Source organism: Pseudactinotalea suaedae, from assembly GCF_009733815.1.
Taxonomy (GTDB): Bacteria; Actinomycetota; Actinomycetes; order Actinomycetales; family Beutenbergiaceae; genus Pseudactinotalea; species Pseudactinotalea suaedae.
Genome location: NZ_WNXY01000002.1, coordinates 284,402 through 308,362 on the forward strand (window position 1 = coordinate 284,402; position 23,961 = coordinate 308,362).

General features: G+C 70.9%; 23 protein-coding genes. 4 read left to right on the forward strand and 19 right to left on the reverse strand.

The window, feature by feature from the left end:
• Positions 1-39: 39 nt before the first annotated feature.
• The gene (locus GPA04_RS04705) at positions 40-657 is read left to right on the forward strand and encodes a maleylpyruvate isomerase family mycothiol-dependent enzyme (RefSeq protein WP_156222877.1); all 618 of its coding nucleotides are present in this window, start codon (positions 40-42) and stop codon (positions 655-657) included.
• Positions 654-1,646: an RNA polymerase subunit sigma-70 gene (locus tag GPA04_RS04710; protein ID WP_206674116.1), complete on the forward strand. Its 993-nt coding sequence runs from the start codon at positions 654-656 to the stop codon at positions 1,644-1,646. The genes GPA04_RS04705 and GPA04_RS04710 overlap by 4 nt, the downstream gene beginning before the upstream one ends.
• Here the strand turns inward: GPA04_RS04710 and GPA04_RS04715 are convergent.
• The 9 genes from GPA04_RS04715 to GPA04_RS04755 all read right to left on the reverse strand — a co-directional run bounded on the left by GPA04_RS04715 (position 1,604) and on the right by GPA04_RS04755 (position 7,453).
• Positions 1,604-2,020 carry a DUF1801 domain-containing protein gene (locus tag GPA04_RS04715; RefSeq protein WP_156222878.1) on the reverse strand — a complete coding sequence of 139 codons (417 nt, stop codon included), beginning with the start codon at positions 2,018-2,020 and terminating at the stop codon, positions 1,604-1,606. The two genes, GPA04_RS04710 and GPA04_RS04715, sit on opposite strands and share 43 nt — an antisense overlap.
• 55 nt (positions 2,021-2,075) lie before the next feature.
• Entirely contained in the window at positions 2,076-2,453 is a 378-nt protein-coding gene (locus GPA04_RS04720; RefSeq protein WP_156222881.1) for a DUF4260 family protein, read from the reverse strand.
• 16 nt (positions 2,454-2,469) lie between these two features.
• Positions 2,470-3,048: a hypothetical protein gene (locus GPA04_RS04725; protein WP_241680607.1), complete on the reverse strand. Its 579-nt coding sequence runs from the start codon at positions 3,046-3,048 to the stop codon at positions 2,470-2,472.
• 104 nt (positions 3,049-3,152) lie between these two features.
• Complete coding sequence (locus GPA04_RS04730; protein ID WP_156222885.1) at positions 3,153-3,887, reverse strand: GOLPH3/VPS74 family protein; 735 nt, start codon at positions 3,885-3,887, stop codon at positions 3,153-3,155.
• 5 nt (positions 3,888-3,892) lie between these two features.
• Positions 3,893-4,468, reverse strand: coding sequence for a small multidrug efflux protein (locus GPA04_RS04735; RefSeq protein ID WP_156222887.1), 576 nt, complete (start codon positions 4,466-4,468; stop codon positions 3,893-3,895).
• A gap of 96 nt (positions 4,469-4,564) precedes the next feature.
• Positions 4,565-5,338 carry a MerR family transcriptional regulator gene (locus GPA04_RS04740; RefSeq protein ID WP_156222889.1) on the reverse strand — a complete coding sequence of 258 codons (774 nt, stop codon included), beginning with the start codon at positions 5,336-5,338 and terminating at the stop codon, positions 4,565-4,567.
• A gap of 24 nt (positions 5,339-5,362) precedes the next feature.
• Positions 5,363-5,587 (reverse strand): hypothetical protein, encoded by a 225-nt coding sequence (locus GPA04_RS04745; protein ID WP_156222891.1) that lies wholly within the window; start codon positions 5,585-5,587, stop codon positions 5,363-5,365.
• A gap of 69 nt (positions 5,588-5,656) precedes the next feature.
• The gene (locus GPA04_RS04750) at positions 5,657-6,496 is read right to left on the reverse strand and encodes an alpha/beta fold hydrolase (RefSeq protein ID WP_156222893.1); all 840 of its coding nucleotides are present in this window, start codon (positions 6,494-6,496) and stop codon (positions 5,657-5,659) included.
• A 48-nt stretch (positions 6,497-6,544) separates the two neighbouring features.
• Positions 6,545-7,453, reverse strand: a complete 909-nt coding sequence (locus GPA04_RS04755; RefSeq protein WP_156222895.1) for a protein kinase domain-containing protein — start codon at positions 7,451-7,453, stop codon at positions 6,545-6,547.
• A gap of 305 nt (positions 7,454-7,758) precedes the next feature.
• Between GPA04_RS04755 and GPA04_RS04760 the strand changes: the two genes are divergently transcribed.
• Positions 7,759-10,491 (forward strand): ATP-binding protein, encoded by a 2,733-nt coding sequence (locus tag GPA04_RS04760; protein WP_156222897.1) that lies wholly within the window; start codon positions 7,759-7,761, stop codon positions 10,489-10,491.
• Between the two features lie 173 nt (positions 10,492-10,664).
• A complete protein-coding gene (locus GPA04_RS04765; protein ID WP_156222899.1) occupies positions 10,665-11,315 on the forward strand; it encodes an NAD(P)H-binding protein in 651 nt (216 codons plus the stop codon).
• A 12-nt stretch (positions 11,316-11,327) separates the two neighbouring features.
• On the opposite strand, the gene GPA04_RS04770 is transcribed toward GPA04_RS04765, so the two are convergent.
• From GPA04_RS04770 to leuS, 10 genes are all read right to left on the reverse strand, one after another.
• On the reverse strand, positions 11,328-12,230 hold the full coding sequence (locus GPA04_RS04770) for a carbohydrate ABC transporter permease (RefSeq protein WP_156222901.1): 903 nt from the start codon (positions 12,228-12,230) through the stop codon (positions 11,328-11,330).
• On the reverse strand, positions 12,230-13,105 hold the full coding sequence (locus GPA04_RS04775) for a carbohydrate ABC transporter permease (RefSeq protein ID WP_241680609.1): 876 nt from the start codon (positions 13,103-13,105) through the stop codon (positions 12,230-12,232). The genes GPA04_RS04770 and GPA04_RS04775 overlap by 1 nt, the downstream gene beginning before the upstream one ends.
• A 175-nt stretch (positions 13,106-13,280) precedes the next feature.
• The gene (locus GPA04_RS04780; RefSeq protein ID WP_156222902.1) at positions 13,281-14,636 is read right to left on the reverse strand and encodes an ABC transporter substrate-binding protein; all 1,356 of its coding nucleotides are present in this window, start codon (positions 14,634-14,636) and stop codon (positions 13,281-13,283) included.
• A gap of 54 nt (positions 14,637-14,690) precedes the next feature.
• The gene (locus tag GPA04_RS04785) at positions 14,691-15,836 is read right to left on the reverse strand and encodes a glycoside hydrolase family 183 protein (protein ID WP_156222904.1); all 1,146 of its coding nucleotides are present in this window, start codon (positions 15,834-15,836) and stop codon (positions 14,691-14,693) included.
• Complete coding sequence (locus GPA04_RS04790; RefSeq protein ID WP_156222906.1) at positions 15,833-16,945, reverse strand: glycoside hydrolase family 172 protein; 1,113 nt, start codon at positions 16,943-16,945, stop codon at positions 15,833-15,835. Before GPA04_RS04790 ends, GPA04_RS04785 begins: the two co-directional genes overlap by 4 nt.
• Positions 16,946-16,957: 12 nt before the next feature.
• A complete protein-coding gene (locus tag GPA04_RS04795; RefSeq protein ID WP_156222908.1) occupies positions 16,958-17,914 on the reverse strand; it encodes a ribokinase in 957 nt (318 codons plus the stop codon).
• Complete coding sequence (locus tag GPA04_RS04800) at positions 17,911-18,537, reverse strand: KpsF/GutQ family sugar-phosphate isomerase (protein ID WP_156222910.1); 627 nt, start codon at positions 18,535-18,537, stop codon at positions 17,911-17,913. The genes GPA04_RS04795 and GPA04_RS04800 overlap by 4 nt, the downstream gene beginning before the upstream one ends.
• Positions 18,538-18,654: 117 nt before the next feature.
• Entirely contained in the window at positions 18,655-19,692 is a 1,038-nt protein-coding gene (locus GPA04_RS04805) for a LacI family DNA-binding transcriptional regulator (protein ID WP_162458520.1), read from the reverse strand.
• Complete coding sequence (locus GPA04_RS04810) at positions 19,689-21,410, reverse strand: glycoside hydrolase family 183 protein (protein ID WP_156222912.1); 1,722 nt, start codon at positions 21,408-21,410, stop codon at positions 19,689-19,691. Before GPA04_RS04810 ends, GPA04_RS04805 begins: the two co-directional genes overlap by 4 nt.
• Before the next feature lie 4 nt (positions 21,411-21,414).
• Positions 21,415-23,910: a leucine--tRNA ligase gene (gene leuS / locus GPA04_RS04815; protein WP_156222915.1), complete on the reverse strand. Its 2,496-nt coding sequence runs from the start codon at positions 23,908-23,910 to the stop codon at positions 21,415-21,417.
• Positions 23,911-23,961: the final 51 nt, after the last annotated feature.

A 23,961-nucleotide genomic window follows, 5' to 3' on the forward strand; every position in this document is an offset into this window, starting at 1 on the left:
CTCGTCGCGGGCACTCGTCCGTAGCGAAAGAGGATCCCGATGACTGCCGCCGAGCTGTACCAGCTGACCGTCGCCGAGCGTCGACGTCTCGCGTCGTTGCTCACCGGTCTGACACCGCAGCAGTGGGCCGCCGAGTCGCTGTGCTCGGTCTGGCGCATCAGGGAGGTGGTCGCGCACCTGAACACCTCGGAGACCCAGACGTCGGAGGCTTTCGAGGCCGAGGTCACGGCCGCCGGCGGTGACGTCAACCTGGCCTGCGACCGCACGGCACGGGCTGACACCGCCCGCTTCCAGGACGTCGAGCTGCTCGACATCTACCAGCGCCGGATCTTGAGCCGTTGGACGCCCGGACCCGAGCAGCACCAGGCCGCCCTCGCCCACGAGGTCATCCACGGGCTCGACATCACCAGGCCGCTCGGCCTCCCGGATCCCAGCCCGGACGTGGTGGCGGCCGCGATCGCGGGCGCCGGCTCGGAGTCCGTCGCCTTCTTCGGCGTCGACCTGACCGGCGTCCGGCTGACGGCGGACGACGTCGAGCTCACGGTCGGCGCTGACGATCCCGATGGTGCGACCCAGGTGCGGCTGCCTGCGGTCGACCTGACGCTCATCGTCACCGGCCGAGCGCCGCTGCCCCGCCGGACTTCGGAAGGCCCGTGAGCGGCGGCGTGGACGAAGCTGCGCTGGCGCAGCTGCGGCCCGAGCTCGTGCGTTACGGGTACCGCATGCTCGGCGACGGCGCCGCCGCCGAGGACGCCGCCCAGGAGGTCCTGCTGTCCGCCTGGCAGGCGCGAGACCGGTTCGACCCGTCGCGCGGCAGCCTTCGGACGTGGGCCTTCACCATCGCGACCCGGCACTGCCTGGACCGGCTCAGGTCCGCGTCCCGGCGTGAGCTGCCGACAGACCTGGTCGGACGTGCCGCGGCGGATGGTCCGTTCGACCGCATGCTGCCCGTCGGTCGTTGGGTCACCCCCTTGCCCGACGCCGTCGACCCGGCCACCGCCGCCGAGCAGCGCGAGAGCATCCGGATGGCGTTCGTGGCGGCGCTGCAGTGGCTCCCGCCGCGGCAGCGGGCCGTGCTCGTGCTGCGCGACGTCTACGCCCTGTCCGCGGCCGAGACGGCGGTCGTGCTCGAGACCACCGAGCAGGCGGTCCACTCGACGCTGCAGCGCGCGCGCCGAACGCTGGAGGTGCCCACCGGTGGCAGAGTCCCGCAGCCGGTGGACCCGGGCCTGCTGACCGACTTCGTGTCCGCCTTCGAGCGGCACGACGTCGACGCCCTCGCCCGGTTGCTGCGCGACGACGTGGTCAGCTCGATGCCGCCGCTGGCGTTCTGGCTCTCGGGGATCGACGACGTGACCAGGGTGTTCGCTGCGGGCGAGGGCTGTCTCGGTCACCGGCTGGTGCCGACCGGAGCGAACGGCGCCCCCGCGTTCGGCCAGTACGCACCGACCGTGACCAGAACGGGGACGGACTACCGACCGTTCGCGATCCTGCTGCTCGAGGTCGACGGGCCGGCGGTGTCCAGGATGACGACCTGCCTGGACCAGCGGGACCGGTTCCCGGCGTTCGGGCTGCCCGAGCGGCTCGACCCGTCCGACGTGGGTCAGGCCTCGTCGACCCGGGCGAAGGCGAGACCCACGAGCTGACGCAGCACGCCCTCGTCGACGTCGCCGAGCCGCTTCACGTACACACAGCCGGCACCCTCGGTGTACGTGCCGAGCGAGGCCAGCAACGGCTGCGCCTCGGGACTGTCCTTGAGGCCGTACAGGACGAGCGCGTTCTTGCGCGCGGCGAAGCCCACCCTGGGTATCTCTCCCTGCGTGCGGGGGTTGGCGGACGAGCGGTAGCGGAAGGTGCCGTAACCCACGATCGAGGGGCCCCACATCACCGGTTCGACGCCGGTGACCTCCGCCATCAGCGCCGCGAGCGCGACGCCGTCCTCGCGGCGCGCCGCCGGCGTGACCGCGTCCAGGAACTGCGACACCGGTACCTCGGTGGGCCGGGTCTTCGCTTCAGCCATGCACCCAGGATGGACCCGGGCACCGACGTCGGTCCAGAGCCCGGCGCCAGCCCGCTTAGGAGCGCGCCGTGCGACCGATCCGCCCCAGGTGCGTGTGGGTGAACTCGTCGAGCTTGAGCCCGTAGCCGAGCGCGCGATCGACCGCCACGTGGAAGGCCCAGCACCCTGCGAGCAGTGCGAGCCACGTCACCTGGTGATCCAGCAGGAGGAGCACGAGGTAGAGCGAGATCACGAGGGCCGGCCCGGTGTAGTTGTGCACCACGTTGTACGTGAGCGCGCCGGCGCGAGGGCTGCGCAGATAGCCCAGCGCCGACAGGTCGAACAGCAGGAACGCGGCGAGCAGCAGCCACCAGGGCTGCTCGAGAGCGATCGCCGCGACGAGGATCGCCACCGCCAGCGCCCCGTTCTCGATGCGCTGGATGAGGGTCGTCATTCCGGTCTCCTGTCGATCACGAGAAGTCCCCGTCGAAGATGCCGCCATCGAGCAACCAGTTGTAGCGCAACCGGAGTGCCCGCTCGGTGCTTGCCACGAGCGTCGCCGCCACGAGCGAGGTGTTCGCCCACCCCGGCACACGCACGGGGCTGCTGAAGCCCCCGACGATGCTCGCGACGGGAGGGATCTGCGTGATCTCCTCGAGCAGCTGTGGCCCGCCCAGGACGAGGCCGAGCAGCAGCACAGCCACCGAGCCGATGCCGATGGAACGGCTCAGCGCGGGATGGCGTCGATCGAATCGTGCGCGTCGCCCTTCCGCGGAGGCGGGATCGGGAAGGAGCTGCCGCTCGGTGCCGTCCTGGGTGATGTAGTGACAACGGCGGAGTCCGAAACCGCTGGCGACGACCTCGATGATCCCGCCCGGGACCGGGAACGCTGCAGGAAGCGTCGACCGGGCGTGATGGGCACCGTCGCGGTAGAGCTGGGCGTACACCTCACCGTTGGCGTCTCCCCCGTGCCGGACGTCCACGGACCAGGTCTCCCGAGCTCCGTCCTCGCCGACGAGGCGCAGATGGAACACGGAGCGCATCAGCATGGTCCACCAGCGATAGCGCGGCAGTGCGTGCCCGTCGCCGGGCTGGACCCGTGCTGCTGCGTCGCGTCTGCTCTCAGGATCCATGGCCCCGCCCGCGCCGCTCGCTACGTCCGTGGGTGTGCAGCGATGGCGACGATCACGCTGCTGGTGATGATCGCGTTCATGGTGCGCGTGACCGCCTCGGCGCCGGCGGCGGCTCCCCAGCTGCCACGCTCGAGCTCCTGGGCGCGGGCGATGACGGCGGAGGTCCAGGGAATCTCCGGGTCGAGCTGCGGCAGCGCGCCGCTCGCCCAGATCAGTGCGGCCAGCGTGGCGACCCGGGGCGTCGGTTCCGCGCCGTCGACGAGGACCTCGCGAACCGCTCCGAGCAGGTCCGCGCGCCGGCCGTTCCCGCCGTCGATCAACGCGGTCGTGCCGAACAGGCCCATGACCCTTCGGCGCTCCTGACCGATGTCGCCACGGGCGAGGAGGCGCTCCAGGACCGGCTCGCGCAGCGCTGGCCCGACCGCGGGCAGGACGGTCTGGACCCCGCGGGGCTTGTCGGCCACGTACTCCCACGCACGGCGCAACAGCTCGTCCGTCGGTGCTCGTCCGGCGACCGCGTGCACGTTGACGCTCCCCGTGCGCGTCGTCGTGGTGGCCACGCGCTCACCGAGGGCGAGGTCGGCCAGCACGGCTGCCGCGAGCACGTAGTAGAGGGTGTTCTCCCCGGCGATGGTGCCCGTGCCCGGCTGGAAGAGCAGGAGCAGCAGGTCCTCCGCGAGGGTCGGATCGAGCTGGCTCCCCGCCCCGCCGGCAGCCGTGGTCGCGTCGTCGACCGGCTCGTCAGGCTGAGTCATGGGGGTCAGACCCCGACGACGTAGGTCAGGGCGGCCCAGACCGAGACGGTGGCGATCGTCGTCCAGATGACGATCGCGACGCCCTGCCAGAGCAGGACCCATCCGCGTGCCGTTCCGCCGGCCACCAGGAGCGCTGACGTGATCTGGGTGGGGATGGCGAGGGGGCCGAGGATGCTCGCGCCGGGGACGCCGAACCGGACGAGCCACCTCGTGAACCGCTGGCGCCCCTTCGACTCAGGTGCGGCGGGAGCGGGCTCCCGTGCGTCCGGCAGGTCGATGTCCTGCGGCGCACCCCCCGCGCCCGCCGTCACGCCGACGGCGGCCGCACGCCGATCCACGACGGCGGTCCTGGCCCGCGAGGTCACCATCACGACGACCAGCACGCACACGAAGTTGCCGATCGCGGCTGCGACGCCCGCGACCACCGGATGCACCCCACCGAAGACGCCGATGATGGATGCGCCCTCGCCCTCGATGAACGGGACCGCTGCGGCGAGCATGACGATGAACGGTCGGAGCAGCTCGGGCACCTGGGCCACGAGCTCCTGGAAGTTGACGATGAGCTGCTCGATGGGACTCATGGCGGGTCTCTTTCCTTGTCTGATGGGGGGCGGGCTGCGGTGACAGGTGCGCCGCGCCGGCTTGCGTTCAGTAGAAACGGTGTTCTCACCACACGGTCAAGGGGTGGGTGATGACTGCTCGACGTCGCCGGTCTGCTGGTCCTCCTGCAGCCGTTGCTGCGCGAGGATGCCGGCGCGTTCGAGGACATCGAGCTGAGCGGGGTTGTAGAGCTCCGTCAGGGCCTCGACGAACGTCTGCCGTGTGACGCGCTCGCTCCGTGCGAGGTGCTTCACCGGATCCCTGAGCCACGGGTAGTCGATCAGGTTCTGGGCGAGCGTCGGCGCGAGCCGTTCGGCGAGCCGCGTGCGGGTCGCCTCGTCCGCATCGGCCGGGAGCGCGTCGATCGCCTTCCCGACGGCGCCGGCGTCGACATCGACCTCCACCATGCGTCGCAGGTCCGCCAGCGCGTCCGCGTCGTAGAGCTGTGTGTAGATGTGGATGATCGAGCTGTCGGACTCGGACAGGGCCGAGGCCACCGACTCGAAGCCCGCCGGCCCGTCTGCGGGGGCGTTCTCGCGCAGGATCGTGGCGATGTCGGCCCGCGCCTGTCGAAGTCGCGCGATGCTCGCAGCCAGCTCGGCGTCAAGCTCACGCAACGCCTCCGGCGTGCTCTCGCCGCCGGCCACGACCTCTCCGATCTGGGCGAGCGGGACGCCCAGGTGCACCAGCCGCCGGATCCTCAGCAGGGTCACCAGATCCCGCACGCCGTACAGCTTGTACCCGTTGTAGCGGCGTTCGGGCTCCTCGATCAGCCCGAGGCGGTGGTAGTGCCGGATCGTGTTGACCGTCGTGCTCGCGAGCTCGGCGAGCTCACGCGTGCTCCAGGCCATCGGGCTCCTCCTCGGTGTCGGACCTCAGGGACGCGGCGCGTGCCGCGGCAGCTCGCCGGCCGGGCTCGTCGCGTGGTGCTCGCCCGCCACGCTCAGCAAGATGCCGCCGAGGGCGGCGGCGAGGCTGATCGCCCCCTGCTCGGTGGTGGTCTCCGGCGTCACGCGTCGCGGTGGCGTCGGGGCAGGTCCGCTTCTCGTGGCGTGCAGGGTCGCGGCGCCGGGCCGCTTCGCCAGCAGCTGCTTGCTCATGGTGATTCCTTCCTGGTGTGTCGGGGGGTCGGCGATGTTGGCTGGTGGCGCTGCCGCGCTCGTGTGGGTCTAGCCGATGAAGGACCGCAGGGCGTCGTTGACCTCGTCGGCGTGCGTCCAGAGCAGACCGTGAGGGGCGCCCTCGACCTCCACGTATCGAGCGTCGGGCAGCGCACCGCGGAAGCGGTGGGCCGTGGCGGCGATCGGAAGGATCCTGTCGGCGGTGCCGTGCAGGATCAGTGCCGGCTTGCCGGAGGCGCGGACGGCGTCGACGTCGTGGCGGAAGTCCTCGATCCACGAGGTGACGACGGCGTAGGCCGCCACGGGAGCGCTCGCGATGGCGACGTTCCAGCTTGCCGTGACCGCCTCCTGGCTGATGCGGGAGCCGAGGTTCTCGTCGAGGTTGTAGAAGTCGGAGAAGAAGTTCGTGTACCAGGCGTAGCGGTCACCCTTGGCCTGGGCCGCGATGCCGTCGAAGACCTCCTGCGGCAGTCCTTCAGGATGGTCTTCACCGGCGACGAGGAACGGCTCGAGCGAGGCGAGGAACGCCAGCTTGGCGATGCGCTCGTGCCCGTAGCGCGAGACGTATCGGGCGAGCTCGCCGGTGCCCATCGAGAACCCGACGAGGACGACCTGGTGCAGGTCGAGGGTTTCCAGCAGCGTGTTCAGATCCGCTGCGAAGGTGTCGTAGTCGTAGCCGGACCCGACGCTCGTCGACCGGCCGAAGCCCCGGCGGTCGTAGGTGATGACGCGGTAACCGGCGGCGAGCAGAGCGCGGGTCTGACGCTCCCAGCTGTGACCGTTCAGCGGGTACCCGTGGATCAGGACGAGTGGCTGACCCGTGCCTTGATCCTCGTAGTAGATCTCGATCGGGGTGCTGTTCTCGTTCCCGACGCTGATGTATCCCATTGCCGTTCCTTTCGTGAGGCCAGTGCGTGCGGTGTGCTCACTGGCGGGTCATGTGGCAGACACGCTCTGCAGCGTCTCCATGTCGGCCCAGTCGCTCTCGCGGACCAGGCCCTTGGCGGCCGACGTGAGCGCTTCCCTGAACGACCGGGCGCTCGGGAACCGGTCCGTGCGGTCCTTGGCGAGTGCGGTGAGCAGCACCACGTCGAGCGAAGGAGGAATGCCGGCGCGGTGAACGCTGGCCCGCACGGGCTGCGCGTGCACGTGCTGATAGGCGACGGCGACCGCACTTTCACCCACGAACGGGGGCCGGCCGGTCAGCAGCTCGTAGAGCAGGCAGCCCGCGGCGTACAGGTCGCTGCGGGCGTCGGCGATCTCGCCGCGCACCTGCTCGGGCGAGAGGTACTGCGCGGTTCCCAGGACCGCCCGGGTGTGGGTCGCCGTCGCGCCGGCGTCGCCGCTGACACGGGCGATCCCGAAGTCCACGACCTTGACGTCGCCGTCGGGCGTGATCATGACGTTGGCGGGCTTGATGTCGCGATGGACCACGCCGGCTCGATGGCTGAAGTCCAGCGCCGCCAGCACCCCCAGCTGGTGCTGGACGGCCTCCTCCGGTGCCAGGCGGCCCTCACGCAGCACGTCCCGGAGCGAGCGGCCAGGTACGTGCTCCATGACGATGAACGGAGCATCGCTCCCGTCAAGGGCGTCGCTCTCGACACCGTCGTGGCCGAAGTCGTAGACGGCGGCGATGGCGGGGTGGTTGAGGCCGGCCACCGCCTGGGCCTCGCGTCGGAACCTGGACCACAGACGCGGATCCCGGGCCAGCTCCGTGCGGAGCATCTTGACCGCGACCGAGCGGTTGAGACGGAGATCGCGACCGAGATGGACGTCGGCCATGCCACCCCGGCCGATGACGTCACCGAGCTCATAACGTCCGCCAAGCACTCGAGCGGTGCCCATGGGAACTCCTCGCGTCTGTCGATCGGCGGAGCGCGGCTGCCGATGTCGTGCGTGCGGCGACCGCCGCCTGATGCCGGCCCGCATGGCCCGGCTGCTGCTGCAGATCAGACTCCCAGCGGGGGCAGAGTCGTCGCATCGGTGAGAGCCACGTACCCGTCAGGGCCACCCTGAGCGAGAACCGCGGGGGCGGCAGGTAGAGGGCATGTCCTCACCGCGGTGCTGTCGCCTTTCGCGTCAGGGACCACTACGGTGTTGGCTACCTAGACCGCGGGGGCCCTGACAGGAGCACGAAGCTGGCGGATCTCGTGGGCCGGCGCCCGGAGCGCGAAGCGGTCGAGAGACTCGTGTCCCGGGCGCGGTCGGAGCGCAGCGGCGTTCTGGTCCTCCGGGGCGAGGCGGGCATCGGGAAGACCGCCGTGCTCGAGCACGCTCGGCGGGCGGCACTAGCCGCGGGCGTCCGGGTGGAGTCCTCGGTCGGGGCCGAGTCCGAGACGCAGTTCGCCTTCGCGGGGCTGCACCAGCTCTGCGCGCCCCTGCTCGACCGCTCCGGCACGCTGCCCGAGCCGCAGCAGGCCGCACTCGGGGTGGCGTTCGGGCTCCACGGCGGCGCCGCCCCCGACCGGTTCCTGGTGGGGCTGGCGGTTCTGCACCTGTTGGCGGAGGTCGCCGAGCAGGGGCCGTTGCTGTGCCTCATCGACGACGCGCAGTGGCTGGACGAGGCCTCGTCCCAGGTGCTGGCCTTCGTCGCCCGGCGGGTCGCGGCCGAGCATCTGGCGCTCGTGTTCGCGGTGCGCGACTCCGGGGAGGCCGACCGCCCGCTGTTCGCCGGGTTGCCGGAGCTGCGTCTGAATCGTCTCGACGACGCTGATGCGCGTGCCCTGCTCGGCGCCGGCGTGCACGTGCCGCTGGACGAGCACGTGCGCGAGCGGATCCTCGCCGAAGCAGCGGGCAACCCCTTGGCGCTCCTCGAGCTGCCCCGCAACGCGCGGCCGACGCACCTCGCAGGCGGGTTCGAGCTGCCTGATGCGCTGAGCGTGCCGCGTCGCGTGGAGGAGAGCTTCCGGCGCCGATCGGCCAGCCTGCCCCGCGAGACGCAGGAGCTGCTGCTGGTCGCCGCGTCCGAGCCGACCGGTGACGTGACGCTGCTGTGGCGGGCGGCGGCGCACGCGAACCTGCCCCGGGAGGCCGCGTCACCCGCGGAGGTCGCCGGTCTGGTGGAGATCGACTCGCGGGTGCGGTTCCGCCACCCGCTGGTGCGCTCGGCGGTGTACCAGGCAGCCACGCCGCCGGACCGCCGCCGTGCCCACGACGCGCTCGCTGCCGCCACCGACCCCGAGGCCGACCCCGACCGGCGAGCCTGGCACCGCGCGCAGGCGGTGCTCGGCACCGACGAGGAAGCCGCAGCCGAGCTGGTCCGCTCCGCCGGCAGGGCGCGGGCGCGCGGCGGTGTGGCCGCCGCCGCCGCGTTCCTGCAGCACGCCGTCGAGCTGACGCCCGATCCAGCCACCCGTGCGGTGCGAGCGCTCGAGGCGGCGCACGCCAAGCACGACGCCGGCGCATCCGCGACCGCCCTGGATCTCTTGGGCGTCGCGGACAGCGGACCGCTGGAAGCCCTGCCACGCGCCCGGCTGGAGCTGCTCCGCGCCCAGATCGCGTTCCACCTGACGCGGGGCAGCGACATCCCGGGGATGCTGCTCGAGGCCGCCACGACGCTCGCCCCGCTCGACCCGGCGCTCGCTCGCGAGACCTTCCTGCACGCGCTCGATGCAGCCATCCACGCCGGCCACCTCGCCCGCGGCGGCGGGGTGCTCGAGACGGCTGCGGCCGCCCAGGACGCGCCGCCGTCGTCGACCCCGCCCCGGCCGGTCGATCTGCTGCTGGACGGGCTGGCGACACGGTTCATGCACGGGTTCGAGGCGAGCGTTCCCACCCTCCAGCTGTCCCTCGAGACGCTTCTCGACGACGAGTCCCGACCCCGGGACGACGACCGCCAGTGGATGTGGCTGGCCTGCCATGTCGCGTCGATGCTGTGGGACGACGGGGCCCTCTACACCTTGGCCACCAGCGCCGTCCGGCTGGCCCGCGATGCCGGCTCGTTGTCCTCGCTCCCCGCCGCGCTCAACGCCGTCGCCTCGATACTGGTTCTCACCGGTGACCTCAGCCGCTCCACCGAGCTTGCCGCCGAGGAGGCCGCGATCACCCAGGCGATCGGGGCCCCGCCGCTGCCGAACGCCCGGCTCATGCTGGCCGCCTGGCGCGGGGAGCGGTCCGAGACGATGGAGCTCTACGCCACCATGGTCTCGGAGGCGACGGAACGTGGTGAGGGCTCGACGGTCTCCCTGGCGCAGGCCACCCTCGCCGTGCTGCACAACGGTCTGGGCCACTACGACGAGGCCCTCGCCGCCGCGGCACCGCCGTGCGAGCACGACGACATGACGTACAGCGCCCTCGCCCTTCCGGAGCTCGTCGAAGCGGCGACCCGCGCCGGTGAGCCCGAGCGTGCCGAATCCGCACTGCAGCTGCTCAGCGCCCGCGCCAGCGCCAGCGGGACCGACTTCGCGCTCGGGCTGGCCGCGCGCTCACGTGCGCTGACCATGACCGGGCCTGCCGCCGAGGAGCACTACCGCGAGGCGATCGCACGGCTCACCCACTGCCGGTGGCGTGTCTTCCTCGCCCGCACCCACCTCGTCTACGGCGAGTGGCTGCGCCGCGAGGGCCGCCCCCAGGACGCCCGCGACCAGCTCCGTACCGCGCACCAGCTGCTCTCGGACATGGGCATCGGGGCGTTCGCCGAGCGCGCCGCCCGCGAGCTCCGCGCCACGGGTGAGCACCCACGAGCGCGGACCGCCCAGCCGACCGACGACCTCACCACCCAGGAGCTGCACGTCGCACGGCTCGTCGCCACCGGGGCGACCTCCCGCGAGGTCGGCGCCCAGCTGTTCCTCAGCCCCCGCACCATCGAGGCACACCTGCGCAACATCTACCGCAAGCTCGGCATCGCCTCCCGCCGCGAGCTGCGGGAGCTCCGCCTGTCCTGAGCGGCCGGCGCGGCCTGCCCACCACCTCGGTGGCTTCTACCGACGCGAACCCCTGGTGAGGGGAGGCAGCCTGGACCGGTGCTCCCCGATCCTCACCTCCTCGACGACCCCGACGCGGTGCTGCGCGACGGCCCGATGGCCGTGCCGGCGGGACGGGCAGGAACGGAGCGCTCGTGAAGGTCTTCATCTTCGGGATCACCGGGGCCGTGGGCGGACTGCTGGCGAGGAATCTGGTCGATCGGGGTGACGACGTCGTCGGCCTCGTCCGTCGCGGCGAGCAACGGACCGATCTCAGGGCCCGCGGGATCGAGAGCCACGTGGGTCAGCTGGCGGAGCTGACTGCTGACTCGATGGCGCTCATGATCGCCGACGTCGACGCCGTCGTGTACACGGCGGGGTCGAACGCCGGCCCGCGGGACGTCACGTCCGCGATCGACGGCGAAGGCGTGGTGAACGCTCTCGAGGCGGCATGCCTCGCCCGTGTGAACCGCTTCACGCTGGTGTCCGTGCTCCCCGAGGCAGGCCGCGGCCAACACCTCGGCGACGACGCCGAGTTCTACTTCGCGGTCAAGAAGCTGGTCGACGTCGCGGTCACCATGAGCGGACTGGACTGGCTGATCCTTCGGCCGTCGCTGCTCCTGGACCGCCCCGGGATCGGCACCGTCTCGCTCGGCCCGGCGCAGCCCCACGACGAGATCGCACGCGAGGACGTGGCCGCCACGCTGGCGGAGCTGCTGCACGAGCCGCGGGTCCGCAGGCAGATCCTCGAGCTCACGCAGGGGTCGACGCCGATCGCCACCGCGGTCCTCGCCAACCTCCCCTGAACAGGTCGTCGGCTACTTCAGCCCCGCGATCTTGATGCCTCCGATGATGTGTCGCTGGAAGACCAGGAACAGGATCAGCACCGGCAGCGCCGCCAGTGTCGATCCCGCCATCAGCATCCCTAGCTCGGCCGCTCGCTCCGAGCGGAACGTGGCCAGGTACTGCTGGATCTGGTAGAGGTCCCGGCTGGTGATCGTCATGATCGGCCAGACGTAGGAGTTCCAGAACGCCAGGAACGACGTCATCCCGACCACCACGAACACGGGCTTGCTCATCGGCAGGAAGATGTGCCGGTAGATCGCCCACTTGCTGGCACCGTCCAGGGTCGCCGCCTCCTCCAGCGCGAGCGGCACGTTGAGGTAGTACTGCCGCATGAAGAACAGGTGAGCGGCCGAGGCGGCACCGGGCAGCACCAGCACCGCGAGCGTGTCCAGCATCCGCAGGCGTGTCACCACCACGAACGAGGTCAGCAGGATCGCCATGCCGGGGATGAACATCGTGGTGATCACGTAGACCCAGAGCACGTTCTTGAACGCGAACTCCAGCCGCGCGAACGCGTACGCCCCGAGGGAGTTGACGGTCAGCGACAGCACCGTGAACAGCAGCGCACCGGCGAAGGTCACGCTCATCGACCGCACGAACTCGGGATCGGCGAGGATCTGCTGGTAGTTCTCGAACCGCCAGATCTCGGGGAAGAACTGGAACGGCGTCTCCACGACCTCCGACCGGCTCTTGAAGCCCGCGATCACCATCCACGCGAGCGGGAACAGCGCGAGCAGCACGATCAGCGTGCCCATCACCGCCTTGCCGGCCACGACCAGCACGCCCTTGGGGCCGCTGTCGGAACGCCCGGTCTTGCGTGGTGCTCGCCCGATCGAGCTGATCGCCGGTGCGGTCACCGGGGTCTCGGCAGCCATCAGCCGTCCACCGCCTTCTCGGAGTTGAGGACCCGGAAGATCCCGGCGGAGATGCTGCCGAGCACAAGCATCAGCAGGATCGCCGCCGCGATCGAGTAGCCCACGTAGGTGTCGTTGCGGAAGTGCTGGAAGATGTAGAGGTTCGGGAGCAGGGTCCGCTCCAGCGGACCGCCGTCGGTCATCACCAGCGGCAGCTCGAACTGCTGCACCGCGCCCGTGAAGCCGGCGATCAGCAGGTACAGGAAGATGTTGCGCATCAGCGGGATCGTGATGAAGAACGTCTTCTGGAACCAGCTCGCTCCGTCGAGATCCGCCGCCTCGTAGTACGACGTCGGGATGTCGACCAGTCCCGCCAGCATGATCAGGGTGCCGATGCCCAGCCCCAGCCAGACGGCCGGCACGGTCAGTGCAGCCAGCGCGGTGTCGGCGTTGCCCAGCCACGCCTGCTTCTCCACTCCGAAGATTCCCACGAAGGCGTTGAGGATGCCGCCCTGGTAGTTGTAGATCAGCACGAACACGATCGAGGCGATGACGCCGGAGATGATCGTCGGGATGTAGATGCTCACCTTGAGGATGGTCGCGATCTTGCCGCTGACCGTCTTGACCAGGCTCGCGAACAGGAACCCGATGACCAGCTGCGTCGGCACCACGATGATCGCGAACAGCAGACCGCGGCCGACCGACTCGATGAAGGTCCGGTCGCCCAGGACGTTGACGTAGTTGCGCCAGCCGACCGGGATCGGCGGCGTGTAGAAGCTCCAGTTGTAGAAGCTCAGGTAGATCGCGTAGACGACCGGCCACACCACGAAGATCGTCAGCAGCACGACGATCGGGGCGAGCATGGCGTACGCCATCACGTTGCTGCGGGCGCTCATGCCCGTCCTCGCGCGCGGTGGTCGCACGCGTCCACCACTCCGGCGGCGCACGCCGCCGGGCATGGTGCTGGTGCCTTCCGGCACCTGAACCGTCTGGGTCATCCTCGACTCCCTCTGATCGAACCGGCCGGCGGGCTCCGGTCCGGCGTCGCCGCGCCGGACCGGAGCGGCACTGCTACTGCGGCGCGGTGCCGGCGAGCTGGTTGGCCTCGATCAGCCGGTTGATCTCGGTCTCGGCGTCAGCGAGCGCCGTGCTCACGTCGGTGCCCTGCATCGCCTGCTCCAGCGCGGTGGCGAACGCCAGCGAGATGTCCCAGGGGTAGGACGCCTCCGGCATCGCCGTCGGCACGATCTCCGAGGCGATCATCGAGGCCCACGGGTTCTCGGAGTCGGCGGCAGCCTCCACGAGCGCGTCGTTGACGGCCGAGCGCGGGGAGTACTTGGAGTACTGGGTGCCCTCGAAGTACTCGAGCAGGTGCTCGTCGTCACCGCCTCCGAGGATCGAGGCGATCACCGTGGCGGCCTCCTCGGGGACCTCGCTCTTGGCGTCGACGACCCAGGTCCAGCCACCGAGCGTGGCGGTCGGTGCCGCAGGGTCGCCGTGGAAGCTGGGCATCGGCGCGGCGCCGATGTTCTCGACCATCTCCGGGAAGTCGTTGATGAACACGCTGGCGAACCAGGAGCCGCCCATGTTCATCGCGAGCTGACCCTGCCCCATCGGGTTGGCGTCGGCGTACCCGGCGAGCGCCTGCTGCGGCATCGAGCCCGCCGCGTACATGTCCTGCCACGCCTGCAGCAGCGGTGCGTACTCGTCGCCCACCTCGGCCTGGCTCCAGTCGTCGGAGATCGGCAGGTGCCCGGCCACGTTCCACTGCAGGCCCCACGTGCTCCAGCCCATGTCACCGGCGGCCTGTGCGGAGCCGAAGCCGTAGACGTCGCCCGTCGTGAGCTGCGCCGCGTAGTCCTGCAGCTCCTCCCACGTGGTCGGAGGGCCGTCGATACCGGCGGCCTCGAAGAGGTCCGTCCGGTACCAGAGCACCGACGACGGCTCCACGAGCATCGGGAACGCGTAGTGCGCGCCGTCCATCGAGACCGAGCCGAGCACGTTCTCCTGCATGTCGGACCAGACGTCGTCCTCGATGTGGTCCGAGAGCGAGACGATCTGACCGGTGGTCGCGGCCGAGATCACGCCGTTGTACGCGATCGTGTACATGTCGGGCGCGTTGCCGGCTGCCTGCGCCGCCGTCATCCGCTGCTCCCACGCGTCGCCGGGCACCTGCGTCAGGTTGACGTGGATGTCCTCCTGCGAGGAGTTGAAGGCGTCGATCGCATCGGTGTACCAGTCGTTCTCGACGTCCTGGAAGCTGAGCTGCCAGAACTCGACGCTGGTGGCTCCTTCAGGGACGTCGTCGCCACCGCCTCCGGTGTCGGCCGGCTGGCCGGGGGTGCCACTACCGCATGCCGCCACGGTGAGCGCGATTGCGCCCGCCGCCGCGACGATGCCCATGGCGCGGAACTGGGTACTTCTCATGTGCCATCCTCCTCGATGACTGGGTGGGACCTGGACGGGTGAAGCCTCGCGCGGTCAGCCATCGGCGGTCTCCAGCCGAGCGCTGTACCAGAACACGTTGTAGGGATCCCAGATCGAGAGCGAGAAGTAGACGGTGCCACCGTCCTCGCTCACGTATCGCGGGCTCATGTAGGGCGCGTAGAGACCGGGTGTCTCGGACTGCGTGGTGAGCACGTGCGGCTCGCTCCACGGGCCCCACGGTGTGAGGCCCTCGAGCAGCACGGCGTCACCGTTGTCGACCATCGTCGTCAGGAGCCACCGGTCGGTCTGCTCGTGGTGGATGACCGACAGCTCCCCGACGGCACGGTCGAGCACGGTGGCTGCCGCGCTCATGTCCTCCGACCAGAGGGGTGCGCCGTCGTCGTCGGTGCCCGAGAAGTAGGTGTACGCGCCGAGGTCCTCGACGGCCTCACGGGTCGCCTGCACGCGCATCAGCTGCACGTTGCCGAACCGGCCCGACGGGATCGACCAGAGGTAGAGGTACTCGGTGCCGTCCTCGGTGACCGGTGCGGCCGCGACCTGGACGAAGTTGGAGTCGCCGGGCCACCGCGGGTCCGGGAGCACCTCCCAGGTCTGGCCCTCGTCGGTGCTGCGCACCAGCCCGGCGTGGTCGGCGTCCCACCGCCCGGGCTCGCCCCAGTAGCTCACCGACATGTAGTGCAGGTACATCGCGCCGTCGACGGCGAACCCGTACGTCGGGATCTTGGTGACCTCTCCCCCGCCGTCGTTGGGAGCCTTGTCCCCCACCGCGACCTCCAGGGCCAGCCCGATGTCGTCGAGCACCCAGCCGTCGAAGGTGATGCCGTCGGAGGGGTCGTCGTCGGTGGTGTACGCGATCGCGTTGGAGCGCCAGTTGCCGCCACCACCACCGGTCATGCCCTCCTCGCGGGTCCCGAACGTGTCCCCGAAGACGAAGTACGTGACGTCGTCGACCGTCACCATCGACCCCAGGTCGGTACCGGCGACGGCGACCGCCTCGGTGTCGTTGATGGCGCCGGGTCCGGTGAGCTGGGCCACCTGGGTGACGTCGCTGACGCCGGTGACCACGAACGGCTTGTCGGTGTCGGTGTCCACGTCGGTACCGCCTCCTCCCGTGCACGCCACGAGAGCACCGGCGGCGAGGGCAGCGATGATCGCTGCGGTGGTGCGCGGCCTGCTCACGCGAGCCTCGGCAGCCGCTGCTCGACCGGCAGCAGGGTGAGCCCGGTGGCCGGCTCCTCGGCGTACCAGTAGGCCGTGGAGGACACGTCGTCGTTGCGGTGGTTGTTGTGGCCGTGCTCGATCGTCACCCTGATCGAGCTGGTGAAGGTCACCGGGTCCTCGATGTGGAACCGGTACATCGAGATCTGTCCGGACCAGTTCTCGCCGCCGGGCAGCGTGATGCCGTGGTACGGCGAGGCGTAGCTCTCGCTGGGGCACCACGCGGTGTTGAAGTAGTCCTCGGTCCCGGTGCCGTGCAGGCTCGGCGGCCAGCTCTCGCCGTCGACGAAGATCATGTCGTCGCCCTCGCCGTACCAGTTCCAGTCAGCGGTGTGCCGCAGGTTCGTGACGTTGAGGACGCATCCCACGTAGTGGCCACGTCCGGTCGTGTCGAGGATCGTGTAGTTGCCCTCGCCACCGACGTTCCTGCCACCGAACAGATACTCGGGGTTGGTCATCGAACCCTGCTCGACGCCGTCGGTCGGGTTCTGCCGGTTCCAGCTGGCGTGGAACCGGCCGAGCCCCGGCTCCAGCTCGCTGAAGGCGTCGTAGTCGATGTAGTAGTAGAAGGCGAGTGCCTCGGACTCGCACTCGCTCGTCAGCTCGAAGCGTGCGCGGGTGGCGAACGGCATGTGGAAGAAGGAGTTGAAGCCCTTGCCGTCCTGCGGGCTCATCTGCAGCGGAGCCGATGCGAAGTTGACGGTGCGGGCGTGGCCGACCCCGAAGAAGTCTCCGACCGGCACCAGCACGCTGGGCTCGGGCGAGTCGTCCCAGAAGATCCGCAGCACGAGCTTGCGCAGGAAGTCCTGGTCGGCGGTCTCCGGACCGGCGGGGTTCAGCGGCGCCACGGTGACCCAGATGTGGTTGATCGCCCCGGCGCCGGCGATGTCGGCGAGCGTCACGGTCTCCCCCGCACGCACCGTGACCCGGTCGTCGTTCCCGCCGGTGGTGTCCCAGCTGGAAACGCGCAGCCGCCGGTGGTTCCGCAGCCGCGGCAGATCGCGCAGGCTGCTGCCGTACCCGCCGTAGCCCGCGCCGGTGGCGGGGCTCGACCCGTGGGTGATCGTCATCGATGCTCCTTCTCAGGCGTGGGTCCGGACGCCACTGGGGGCGAGTGCGGGTGGGTCGTCGGGGTGGGCGAGCGCGTCCGCGGTCTCGGCTGCGGTCGGTGCCGCAGGTGCGCCGCCGCGGCGCAGCACGCTGAGCGCGGCCGCCGCGTTGGCGGCGACGACGGCGTCGCGCAAATTCTCGCCGGCTGCGAGGCGGGCGCCGAGGTTGCCGCAGAAGGTGTCACCCGCGCCGATCGTGTCGATCGCCGCCACCGAGCGAGCGGGTATGCGCTCCGGCGGCGCGTCGCCGTCGAGCAGCAGCACGCCGTCCTCACCGAGCGTCACGACCATCGCACCGCGGCGGCCGTGCCAGTACTCCCGGGCGACCTGGTCGATGTCGGCCTCGGCGGCGGCGCCGGCCAGCTCGCGGAGCTCGCCCTCGTTGGGGACCAGGACGTCGACCATCGCCAGCAGGTCCGGCGGCAGCTCGACGTACGGCGCCGGGTTCAGCACGACCGTCACCTCGGAGGCGTGGGCGATCCGCACGGCCGCCAGGATGGCGGCCACGGGGAGCTCCAGCTGCACCAGCAGCACGTCGGCGCCCGCGATGGCGGCGGACGCCGCCGCGACGTCGTGGCGCGTGACCTGCTGGTTCGCGCGCGGCACGATCACGATCGAGTTCTGACCACCGGTCTCCACCACCGGCAGCCCGACGCCGGTCCCGGCGGCGGCATCGGCGATCACGTGCTCCGCAGCGATCCCCTCGGCGTGCAGGAACTCCCGGAACTCCTCGCCGAAGGCGTCGTCCCCGAGTCTCCCCAGCACGGTGACGTCGGCGCCGGCGCGCCTGGCCGCGACCGCCTGGTTGAAGCCCTTGCCGCCCACGAAGGTCTCGAAGTGGGTGCCGACGACGGTCTGGCCCGGCTGGGGCCGCACCGGCGCCGTGGCCACCAGGTCGTACATGAACGAGGCGAGCACGAAGACCTTCATGAGCCGGCTCCCAGCTGCGCGCCGAGCGCGCCGCCCGGGTGCCGCTCGGCGAACTGCTCGGGGGTGAAGCCCGACATCGTCATCAGCACCGCGGCCAGCGCGTCCCCGATCGCGATCGTGACCGTGGTCGAGGTCGTGGGAGCCAGTCCCAGCGGGTCCGCCTCGCGGTCGACAGCGATGTCCAGGTGGACGTCGCACAGGTCCGCCAGTGTCGAGCTCGGGTCCCGCGTCATCGCGATCATCGGGACGCCCCAGCGCTTGAGCATCGTCGCGAACTGGTTCACCTCGGCCGTCTCGCCGGAGTTGGAGATCAGGATCGCCACGTCGGCGGGCGTCGCCATGCCGGAGTCGCCGTGCAGGGCCTCGGAGGAGTGGACGAACTGGGCCGGGGTTCCGGTCGAGGCCAGCGTGGCGGCGATCTTCGCCCCGACGTGGCCGGACTTGCCGATGCCTGAGATCAGCACACGACCGCGGGCACCGCGGATCAGCCGGACGGCGGCGCTCAGCTGCGGCGCGATGCGGTCGGCGGCGACCGTGATGGCGCTCGCCTCGATCCTCATCGCGCCGACACCCGCACGCACGGCCTCATCCAGCCGGTCCAGCTCGTCGATGTTGTCGACCATGCCCCGTGTCCTCCGTGACTCAGGAATCGATTACTCGGCACAGTAATCGATTTCTCGCCGCGAGGGAAGTCGTCGTGACCAGATCGTGACCGGACGACCTCGGAAGGGTCTCGCCGGTCAGCGGGCGGGGCGCGGGCCGGTGCTCTGGCGGACCAGCAGGCGCGGCGTCAGCAGCAGGTGCAGCACCGGCGCATCCGGCTCGGTGCCGCGGCGCAGCAGCTGCTCGGCGGCCCGCTCCCCCATCTCCGTGACCGGCTGCGCGACCACGGTCACGCTCGGGCGGACCATCTGGGCCCAGCGCTCGTCGTCGACGCCGATCAGCGAGATGTCCTCCGGCATCCGCAGCCCGCTCTCCTGGATCGCCTGGTAGGCGCCGACCGTGACGGGGCCGTTGGTCGCGAAGATCGCGTCCGGGCGATCGGGACCGCTCAACAGCTCGGCGACCATCGACTGGGCGTCGGGGGCGCGGAGGTCGGAGCGAAGCATGCGTCCGTCGTCGTGGGGGAAGCCGGCCTCGTCGAGGGCGTCGCGCGCGCCGCGCAACCGGTCCTCCGTGGTGCTGACGCCCGAGGGTCCCGCCAGGCAGACGATGTCGCGGTGGCCGAGCTCGAGCAGGTGCTGCACAGCCATCCGACCGGCTCGCACGTTGTCCAGCAGGATCGTGTCACCGGTGAAGTCGTGCACGCGCCGGTCGACCACGACGGTCGGGACCCCGGCGGCCAGGAGCGCCGACAGGTCGGAGTCCTCCTGCGAGGTCACCGAGACGACCACGCCCGCCATCCGCTGCGCGATCGCGGTCGCGAGATATCCGCGCTCCCGATCCAGCTGCTCGTCGGTGTTGCACAGCATCACCGAGAACCCGTTGCGCACCGCGACGTGCTCGACCGCCGCGACCAGCGAGGTGAAGAACGGGTTCTGCAGGTCCGAGACGATCGCGGCCCAGACGTCGGTCCGCTGGCGACGCAGCGCGCGGCCGTTGGGGTTGGGCACGTACCCCGACTCGGTGGCGGCGGCGCGCACGCGTTCGGCGAGCGCCGGGTCCACGGTCGCGGCACCGTTCAGCACCCGCGAGACCGTGGCGGCCGAGACGCCCGCCGCGCGCGCCACATCGGTGATCCGCACCGTCGCGCCCCCGCCCGATCTCGCCCTGCTCACGCCGTGATGCTCCCACGATCGGCGCTCGCCGTGGTGCCATCGGCGGTTCCGGCTGCTCGGACCACCAGCTCGGCGATCGAGGTGTACCCGCCCCAGCCGCCCGCCCGGCCGGCGATCCGGATCCCGGTCGTGACCTGCGCCGGAAACCGGAACGTGAACGTCCGACGGCCCGTCGCCGCGGCCGAGCACGGGTACGCGGGCTCGATGGTGGTGCCGTCCACGACACGCCACCCCGCGCCGTCCCGCACCTCGACCTGCGGCGGCTCGACGAACCACCCGGACCCGTTGTCGAACGGTCCGGTCGTGTACTCGACGGCGTCGGTCACCACCGGGAACGGCCAGGCCACACCCCAGTGCTCGCGTTCTTTGACGACCCCGTTCCAGGAGTCCTCGGCCCGATCGGAACGTCCGTCGACGAGCACGCCGAGCTGTCCGGAGCGGCAGGCCGTCGCGAACGGCTGTGCCTGCGGCAGGGCGGCCAGGTTGCTCCCGCCGGCCACCGGGTGCGGGGGGCTTCCCGGGGCCGGCATCGGCTCGAGGCGCAACCGGCGCAGCGAGAACCCGTAGCTGCTTCCCCCGTAGGTCGAGGCGCCGACGAACCAGTTGGACTGCACCCACGCCTCGCGGCCGTCGGCGCTGATGAACTTGCTGGGCACGGTCGTCGCGTACCCGCCGTGACGCGCCTCGGCGGCCAGCGGCCCGCGCCACGGGAACGGCCCGAAGTCGTGGGTGAGGATGCGGCGCCAGGGACCCCACGGCGTCGGGGCCTCGTAGAACTCGAACGTGAACTCGGTCCAAGAGGTGTAGAGGAACCGACGCAGCGGCGCGTTGTAGACCACCCCGCCCTGGGCGAGCACCGACCCGGGCACGGGCTTCGGGCCGGTGACGACCGGCTCGCCGGTGCCGGTGCGGCGGGTGTCGGTCAGCACGGGAACCCGCTCGGCGAGCGCCGCCGACCAGAGCGGCGCGCCGCCGTCGAGCCCTGCGAAGAAGCGCCACGAGGCGCGGTCCTGGATCGCGTCGACCCGGACACGCGCGAGGTAGAGGTCCTCCGGGTCGGGCACGACGCCCGAGTAGGAGGTGCGCCAGTTGTGGTCGAGGCCGTAGGCGTAGACGAAGCCGGCCGGGTCCTCGGCGTCGGGCGGCACGAGGTCACGCAGGACCTTCGCACCCGAGCTGCTCCGGCCGAGGTCGAGGAACATCAGCGTGGTCATCTCGCCGGTGAACATCGGCCCGGCACCGTGGTGCCAGGTGCGTCCGTAGTCGTCGGAGCGCACGATGCCGGCCGCGGGAGCGGTGTTGAAGGTGTCGGGGGTCGCGCCGTGGCGCAGGTCCTGCACCGCGAGGTAGAGCTCGTCGCGGCCGTCGCCGTTGCCGTCGACGGCCACCATCCCGGTGGGCTTGCTGTTGAACCGGCTGGGGTCGGTCCAGACGGGCGCGACGTCCCTCCCGGAGCTGAGCCGCTCGCCGCTGAGACCGGTCGCGGGCGTGCCGTCGATGCGGTTGACCAGGATGTCGGACCAGTCGCCGTCGGCGAAGCCGAGGCCGTCGCCGCAGGCGGCGTAGAGGGCGTCGTCGTCGGCCCAGGCGCTGGGCCAGAGGTCGCCGTCACCGGCCGTGGGCAGGCTGGCGTGCTCCTCGACCGCCACGACGGCGAACGCGTCCGAGTCCGGTGGCACGATGCTCCTGGACCCGGTGGTGGACGCGTCGGCCGTCATCCGGTCAGCCCAGGACGACGTTGACCAGCGAGGGCGGCCGCACGATCACCCGGCGCACGGTCTTGCCCTCGGTGTGACTGGAGATCGCCGCCAGCGCCTGCTCCTGCAGGTCCGCCTCGCTGATGTCCGGCGAGACCTCGAGCCGCGCCCGTACCTTGCCCATCACCTGGATGACGGCGGTCACGGTCTCCTGCGCCAGCAGGCTCTCCTCGACGGTGGGCCAGGTGGCGCGGCCGATCGTGGGCTGGTGGCCCAGCCGCTCCCACATGTCCTCAGCGGTGTAGGGCGCCACCAGCGAGAGCAGGATCGCAACCGCCTCGACCGCCTCCCGCACCGCCGGGTCCGCTCCCCCGACGCCGGAGTCGATCGCCTTGCGCGTGACGTTGACCAGCTCCATCGTGCGGGCGACCACCACGTTGAAGCGATGCAGCTCCAGCAGCTCCTCGGCCTGCCGCACCGTGCGGTGGGTGACCTGCCGGAGGGCGCGATCGCCGTCGGCCGGGTCGGTGCCGGGCGCGGACGTGACGTCCCCGGCCAGCCGCCAGGCGCGCTGCAGGAACCGCAGCGAGCCGCCGGGCGACATGTCGGCCCAGTCGATGTCGTCCTCGGGAGGACCGGCGAACACCAGGGTGAGCCGCACGGCGTCGACCCCGTACTCGTCGATCATGGTGCCCAGGTCCACACCGTTGCCCAGCGACTTGCTCATCGCCTTGCCCTGGTTGATGACCTGGCCCTGGTTCAGCAGCGCGGTGAACGGCTCCTGGAAGTCGACCAGGCCGATGTCGGCGAGCACCTTGGTGAAGAACCGCGAGTACAGCAGGTGCAGGATCGCGTGCTCGACACCGCCGACGTACTGGTTCGCGGGCATCCACGCCCGGACGTCCTCGACGTCGAAGGGCTGCGCGTCGTCCTGCGGCGAGACGTACCGCAGGAAGTACCACGAGGAGTCGACGAACGTGTCCATGGTGTCGGTGTCCCGCTGGGCGGCACCGCCGCAGCGCGGGCACGCCACGTTGACCCAGTCGGTGGCGTTCGCCAGCGGGGACTTGCCGCCCTGCTGCCTCAGCTGGTCGCCCTGCAGATCCGGCAGCACGACCGGCAGCTGGTCCTCGGGGACCGGCACCTCGCCGCAGTCCGGGCAGTGGATGATCGGGATCGGTGCACCCCAGAACCGCTGGCGCGAGAGCAGCCAGTCCCGCAGCCGGAAGTTGATCGTCTCGGTGCCGGCGCCCGTGGCCTCCAGGTACTCGAGCACGCGGCGCTTGGCCTCGGTCACGCCCAGACCGTTCAGGTCGATCTCGGCGTTCGCGGAGTTGATGGTGACGCCGTCACCGGAGTACGCGCCGCCGTCGGCGTCGAAGCCCTCCGGGGGCTGCACCGTGTGCACGACGGGGAGGTCGTGCGCCTGGGCGAACGCGTGGTCGCGCTCGTCGCCGCCGGGGACGGCCATGATCGCGCCGGTGCCGTAGTCGGCCAGCACGTAGTCGGCAGCCCACACCGGGATGCGTTCGCCGGTGACCGGGTTGATCGCGTGGCGGCCGAGGAAGACCCCCGTCTTGGGCCGGTCGGTGGCCAGTCGTTCGATGTCGGAGGCGCGGCGCACGCCCTCCAGGTAGGCGTCGAGCTCGGCCCTCCGGTCCTCGGTCACCAGCTCGGCGGCCAGCGGCGCGTCGGCGGCCACCACGAAGAAGGTCGCACCGAACAGCGTGTCCGGGCGGGTCGTGAACACGGTGACCGGCTGTTCGCGGCCCTCGATGACGAAGTCGACGTGGGCGCCCTCGGACCGGCCGATCCAGTTGCGCTGCATCGTCAGCACCCGCTCGGGCCAGGTGTCCTTGAGGCCGTCCATGTCGTCGAGCAGCCGCTGGGCGTAGTCGGTGACCTTGAAGAACCACTGGGTCAGCTCACGCTTGGTGACGACGGCGCCGCAGCGCTCGCACATGCCGCCGACGACCTGCTCGTTGGCCAGCACGGTCTGGTCGTTCGGGCACCAGTTGACCGGCGAGGCCTTCCGGTACGCCAGCCCACGCTCGTAGAACTTCTGGAACAGCCACTGCGTCCAGCGGTAGTACTCCGGGTCCGAGGTGTGCAGCCGGCGCGACCAGTCGAAGCTGACGCCGTACCGGCGGATCGAGGCGGCCTGCGTCTCGATGTTCGCGTAGGTCCAGTCCTTGGGGTTGATGCCGTTGCGGATCGCCGCGTTCTCGGCCGGCAGGCCGAAGGAGTCCCACCCGATCGGGTTGAGCACGTCGTAGCCGCGCAGCCACCAGTACCGCGCGAGCACGTCGTGCAGCGCGAACACCTCGGCGTGACCCATGTGCAGGTCGCCGCTGGGATAGGGGAACATCGTGAGCGCGTACCGCTTCTCGGCGCCGGGTGCGGCGCTCCCCGCGCGGAACGCGTCGAGCTCCTCCCACACCGGCCGCCACCGCTCCTGGATGGCGACGACGTCGTAGGACGCGTCGGTGCTCTCACTGTTCGCGGTCGTCTCGGTGCTCATGGTCGCGTTCGATCCCTCGTGCTCGTGCGGTGCTGCGCTGACTGGATCCTC

Excerpts from the sequence above, each read along its gene's own strand:
- GPA04_RS04720 (WP_156222881.1), bottom strand. The coding sequence starts at position 2,453 with ATGACGACCCTCATCCAGCGCATCGAGAACGGGGCGCTGGCGGTGGCG.
- GPA04_RS04730 (WP_156222885.1), bottom strand. The coding sequence starts at position 3,887 with ATGACTCAGCCTGACGAGCCGGTCGACGACGCGACCACGGCTGCCGGC.
- GPA04_RS04740 (WP_156222889.1), bottom strand. The coding sequence starts at position 5,338 with ATGGCCTGGAGCACGCGTGAGCTCGCCGAGCTCGCGAGCACGACGGTC.
- GPA04_RS04735 (WP_156222887.1), bottom strand. The coding sequence starts at position 4,468 with ATGAGTCCCATCGAGCAGCTCATCGTCAACTTCCAGGAGCTCGTGGCC.
- GPA04_RS04705 (WP_156222877.1), top strand. The coding sequence starts at position 40 with ATGACTGCCGCCGAGCTGTACCAGCTGACCGTCGCCGAGCGTCGACGT.
- leuS (WP_156222915.1), bottom strand. The coding sequence starts at position 23,910 with ATGAGCACCGAGACGACCGCGAACAGTGAGAGCACCGACGCGTCCTAC.
- GPA04_RS04715 (WP_156222878.1), bottom strand. The coding sequence starts at position 2,020 with ATGGCTGAAGCGAAGACCCGGCCCACCGAGGTACCGGTGTCGCAGTTC.
- GPA04_RS04770 (WP_156222901.1), bottom strand. The coding sequence starts at position 12,230 with ATGGCTGCCGAGACCCCGGTGACCGCACCGGCGATCAGCTCGATCGGG.
- GPA04_RS04795 (WP_156222908.1), bottom strand. The coding sequence starts at position 17,914 with ATGAAGGTCTTCGTGCTCGCCTCGTTCATGTACGACCTGGTGGCCACG.
- GPA04_RS04790 (WP_156222906.1), bottom strand. The coding sequence starts at position 16,945 with ATGACGATCACCCACGGGTCGAGCCCCGCCACCGGCGCGGGCTACGGC.
- GPA04_RS04780 (WP_156222902.1), bottom strand. The coding sequence starts at position 14,636 with ATGAGAAGTACCCAGTTCCGCGCCATGGGCATCGTCGCGGCGGCGGGC.
- GPA04_RS04755 (WP_156222895.1), bottom strand. The coding sequence starts at position 7,453 with ATGGGCACCGCTCGAGTGCTTGGCGGACGTTATGAGCTCGGTGACGTC.
- GPA04_RS04725 (WP_241680607.1), bottom strand. The coding sequence starts at position 3,048 with ATGCTGATGCGCTCCGTGTTCCATCTGCGCCTCGTCGGCGAGGACGGA.
- GPA04_RS04800 (WP_156222910.1), bottom strand. The coding sequence starts at position 18,537 with ATGGTCGACAACATCGACGAGCTGGACCGGCTGGATGAGGCCGTGCGT.
- GPA04_RS04810 (WP_156222912.1), bottom strand. The coding sequence starts at position 21,410 with ATGACGGCCGACGCGTCCACCACCGGGTCCAGGAGCATCGTGCCACCG.
- GPA04_RS04775 (WP_241680609.1), bottom strand. The coding sequence starts at position 13,105 with ATGAGCGCCCGCAGCAACGTGATGGCGTACGCCATGCTCGCCCCGATC.
- GPA04_RS04750 (WP_156222893.1), bottom strand. The coding sequence starts at position 6,496 with ATGGGATACATCAGCGTCGGGAACGAGAACAGCACCCCGATCGAGATC.
- GPA04_RS04745 (WP_156222891.1), bottom strand. The coding sequence starts at position 5,587 with ATGAGCAAGCAGCTGCTGGCGAAGCGGCCCGGCGCCGCGACCCTGCAC.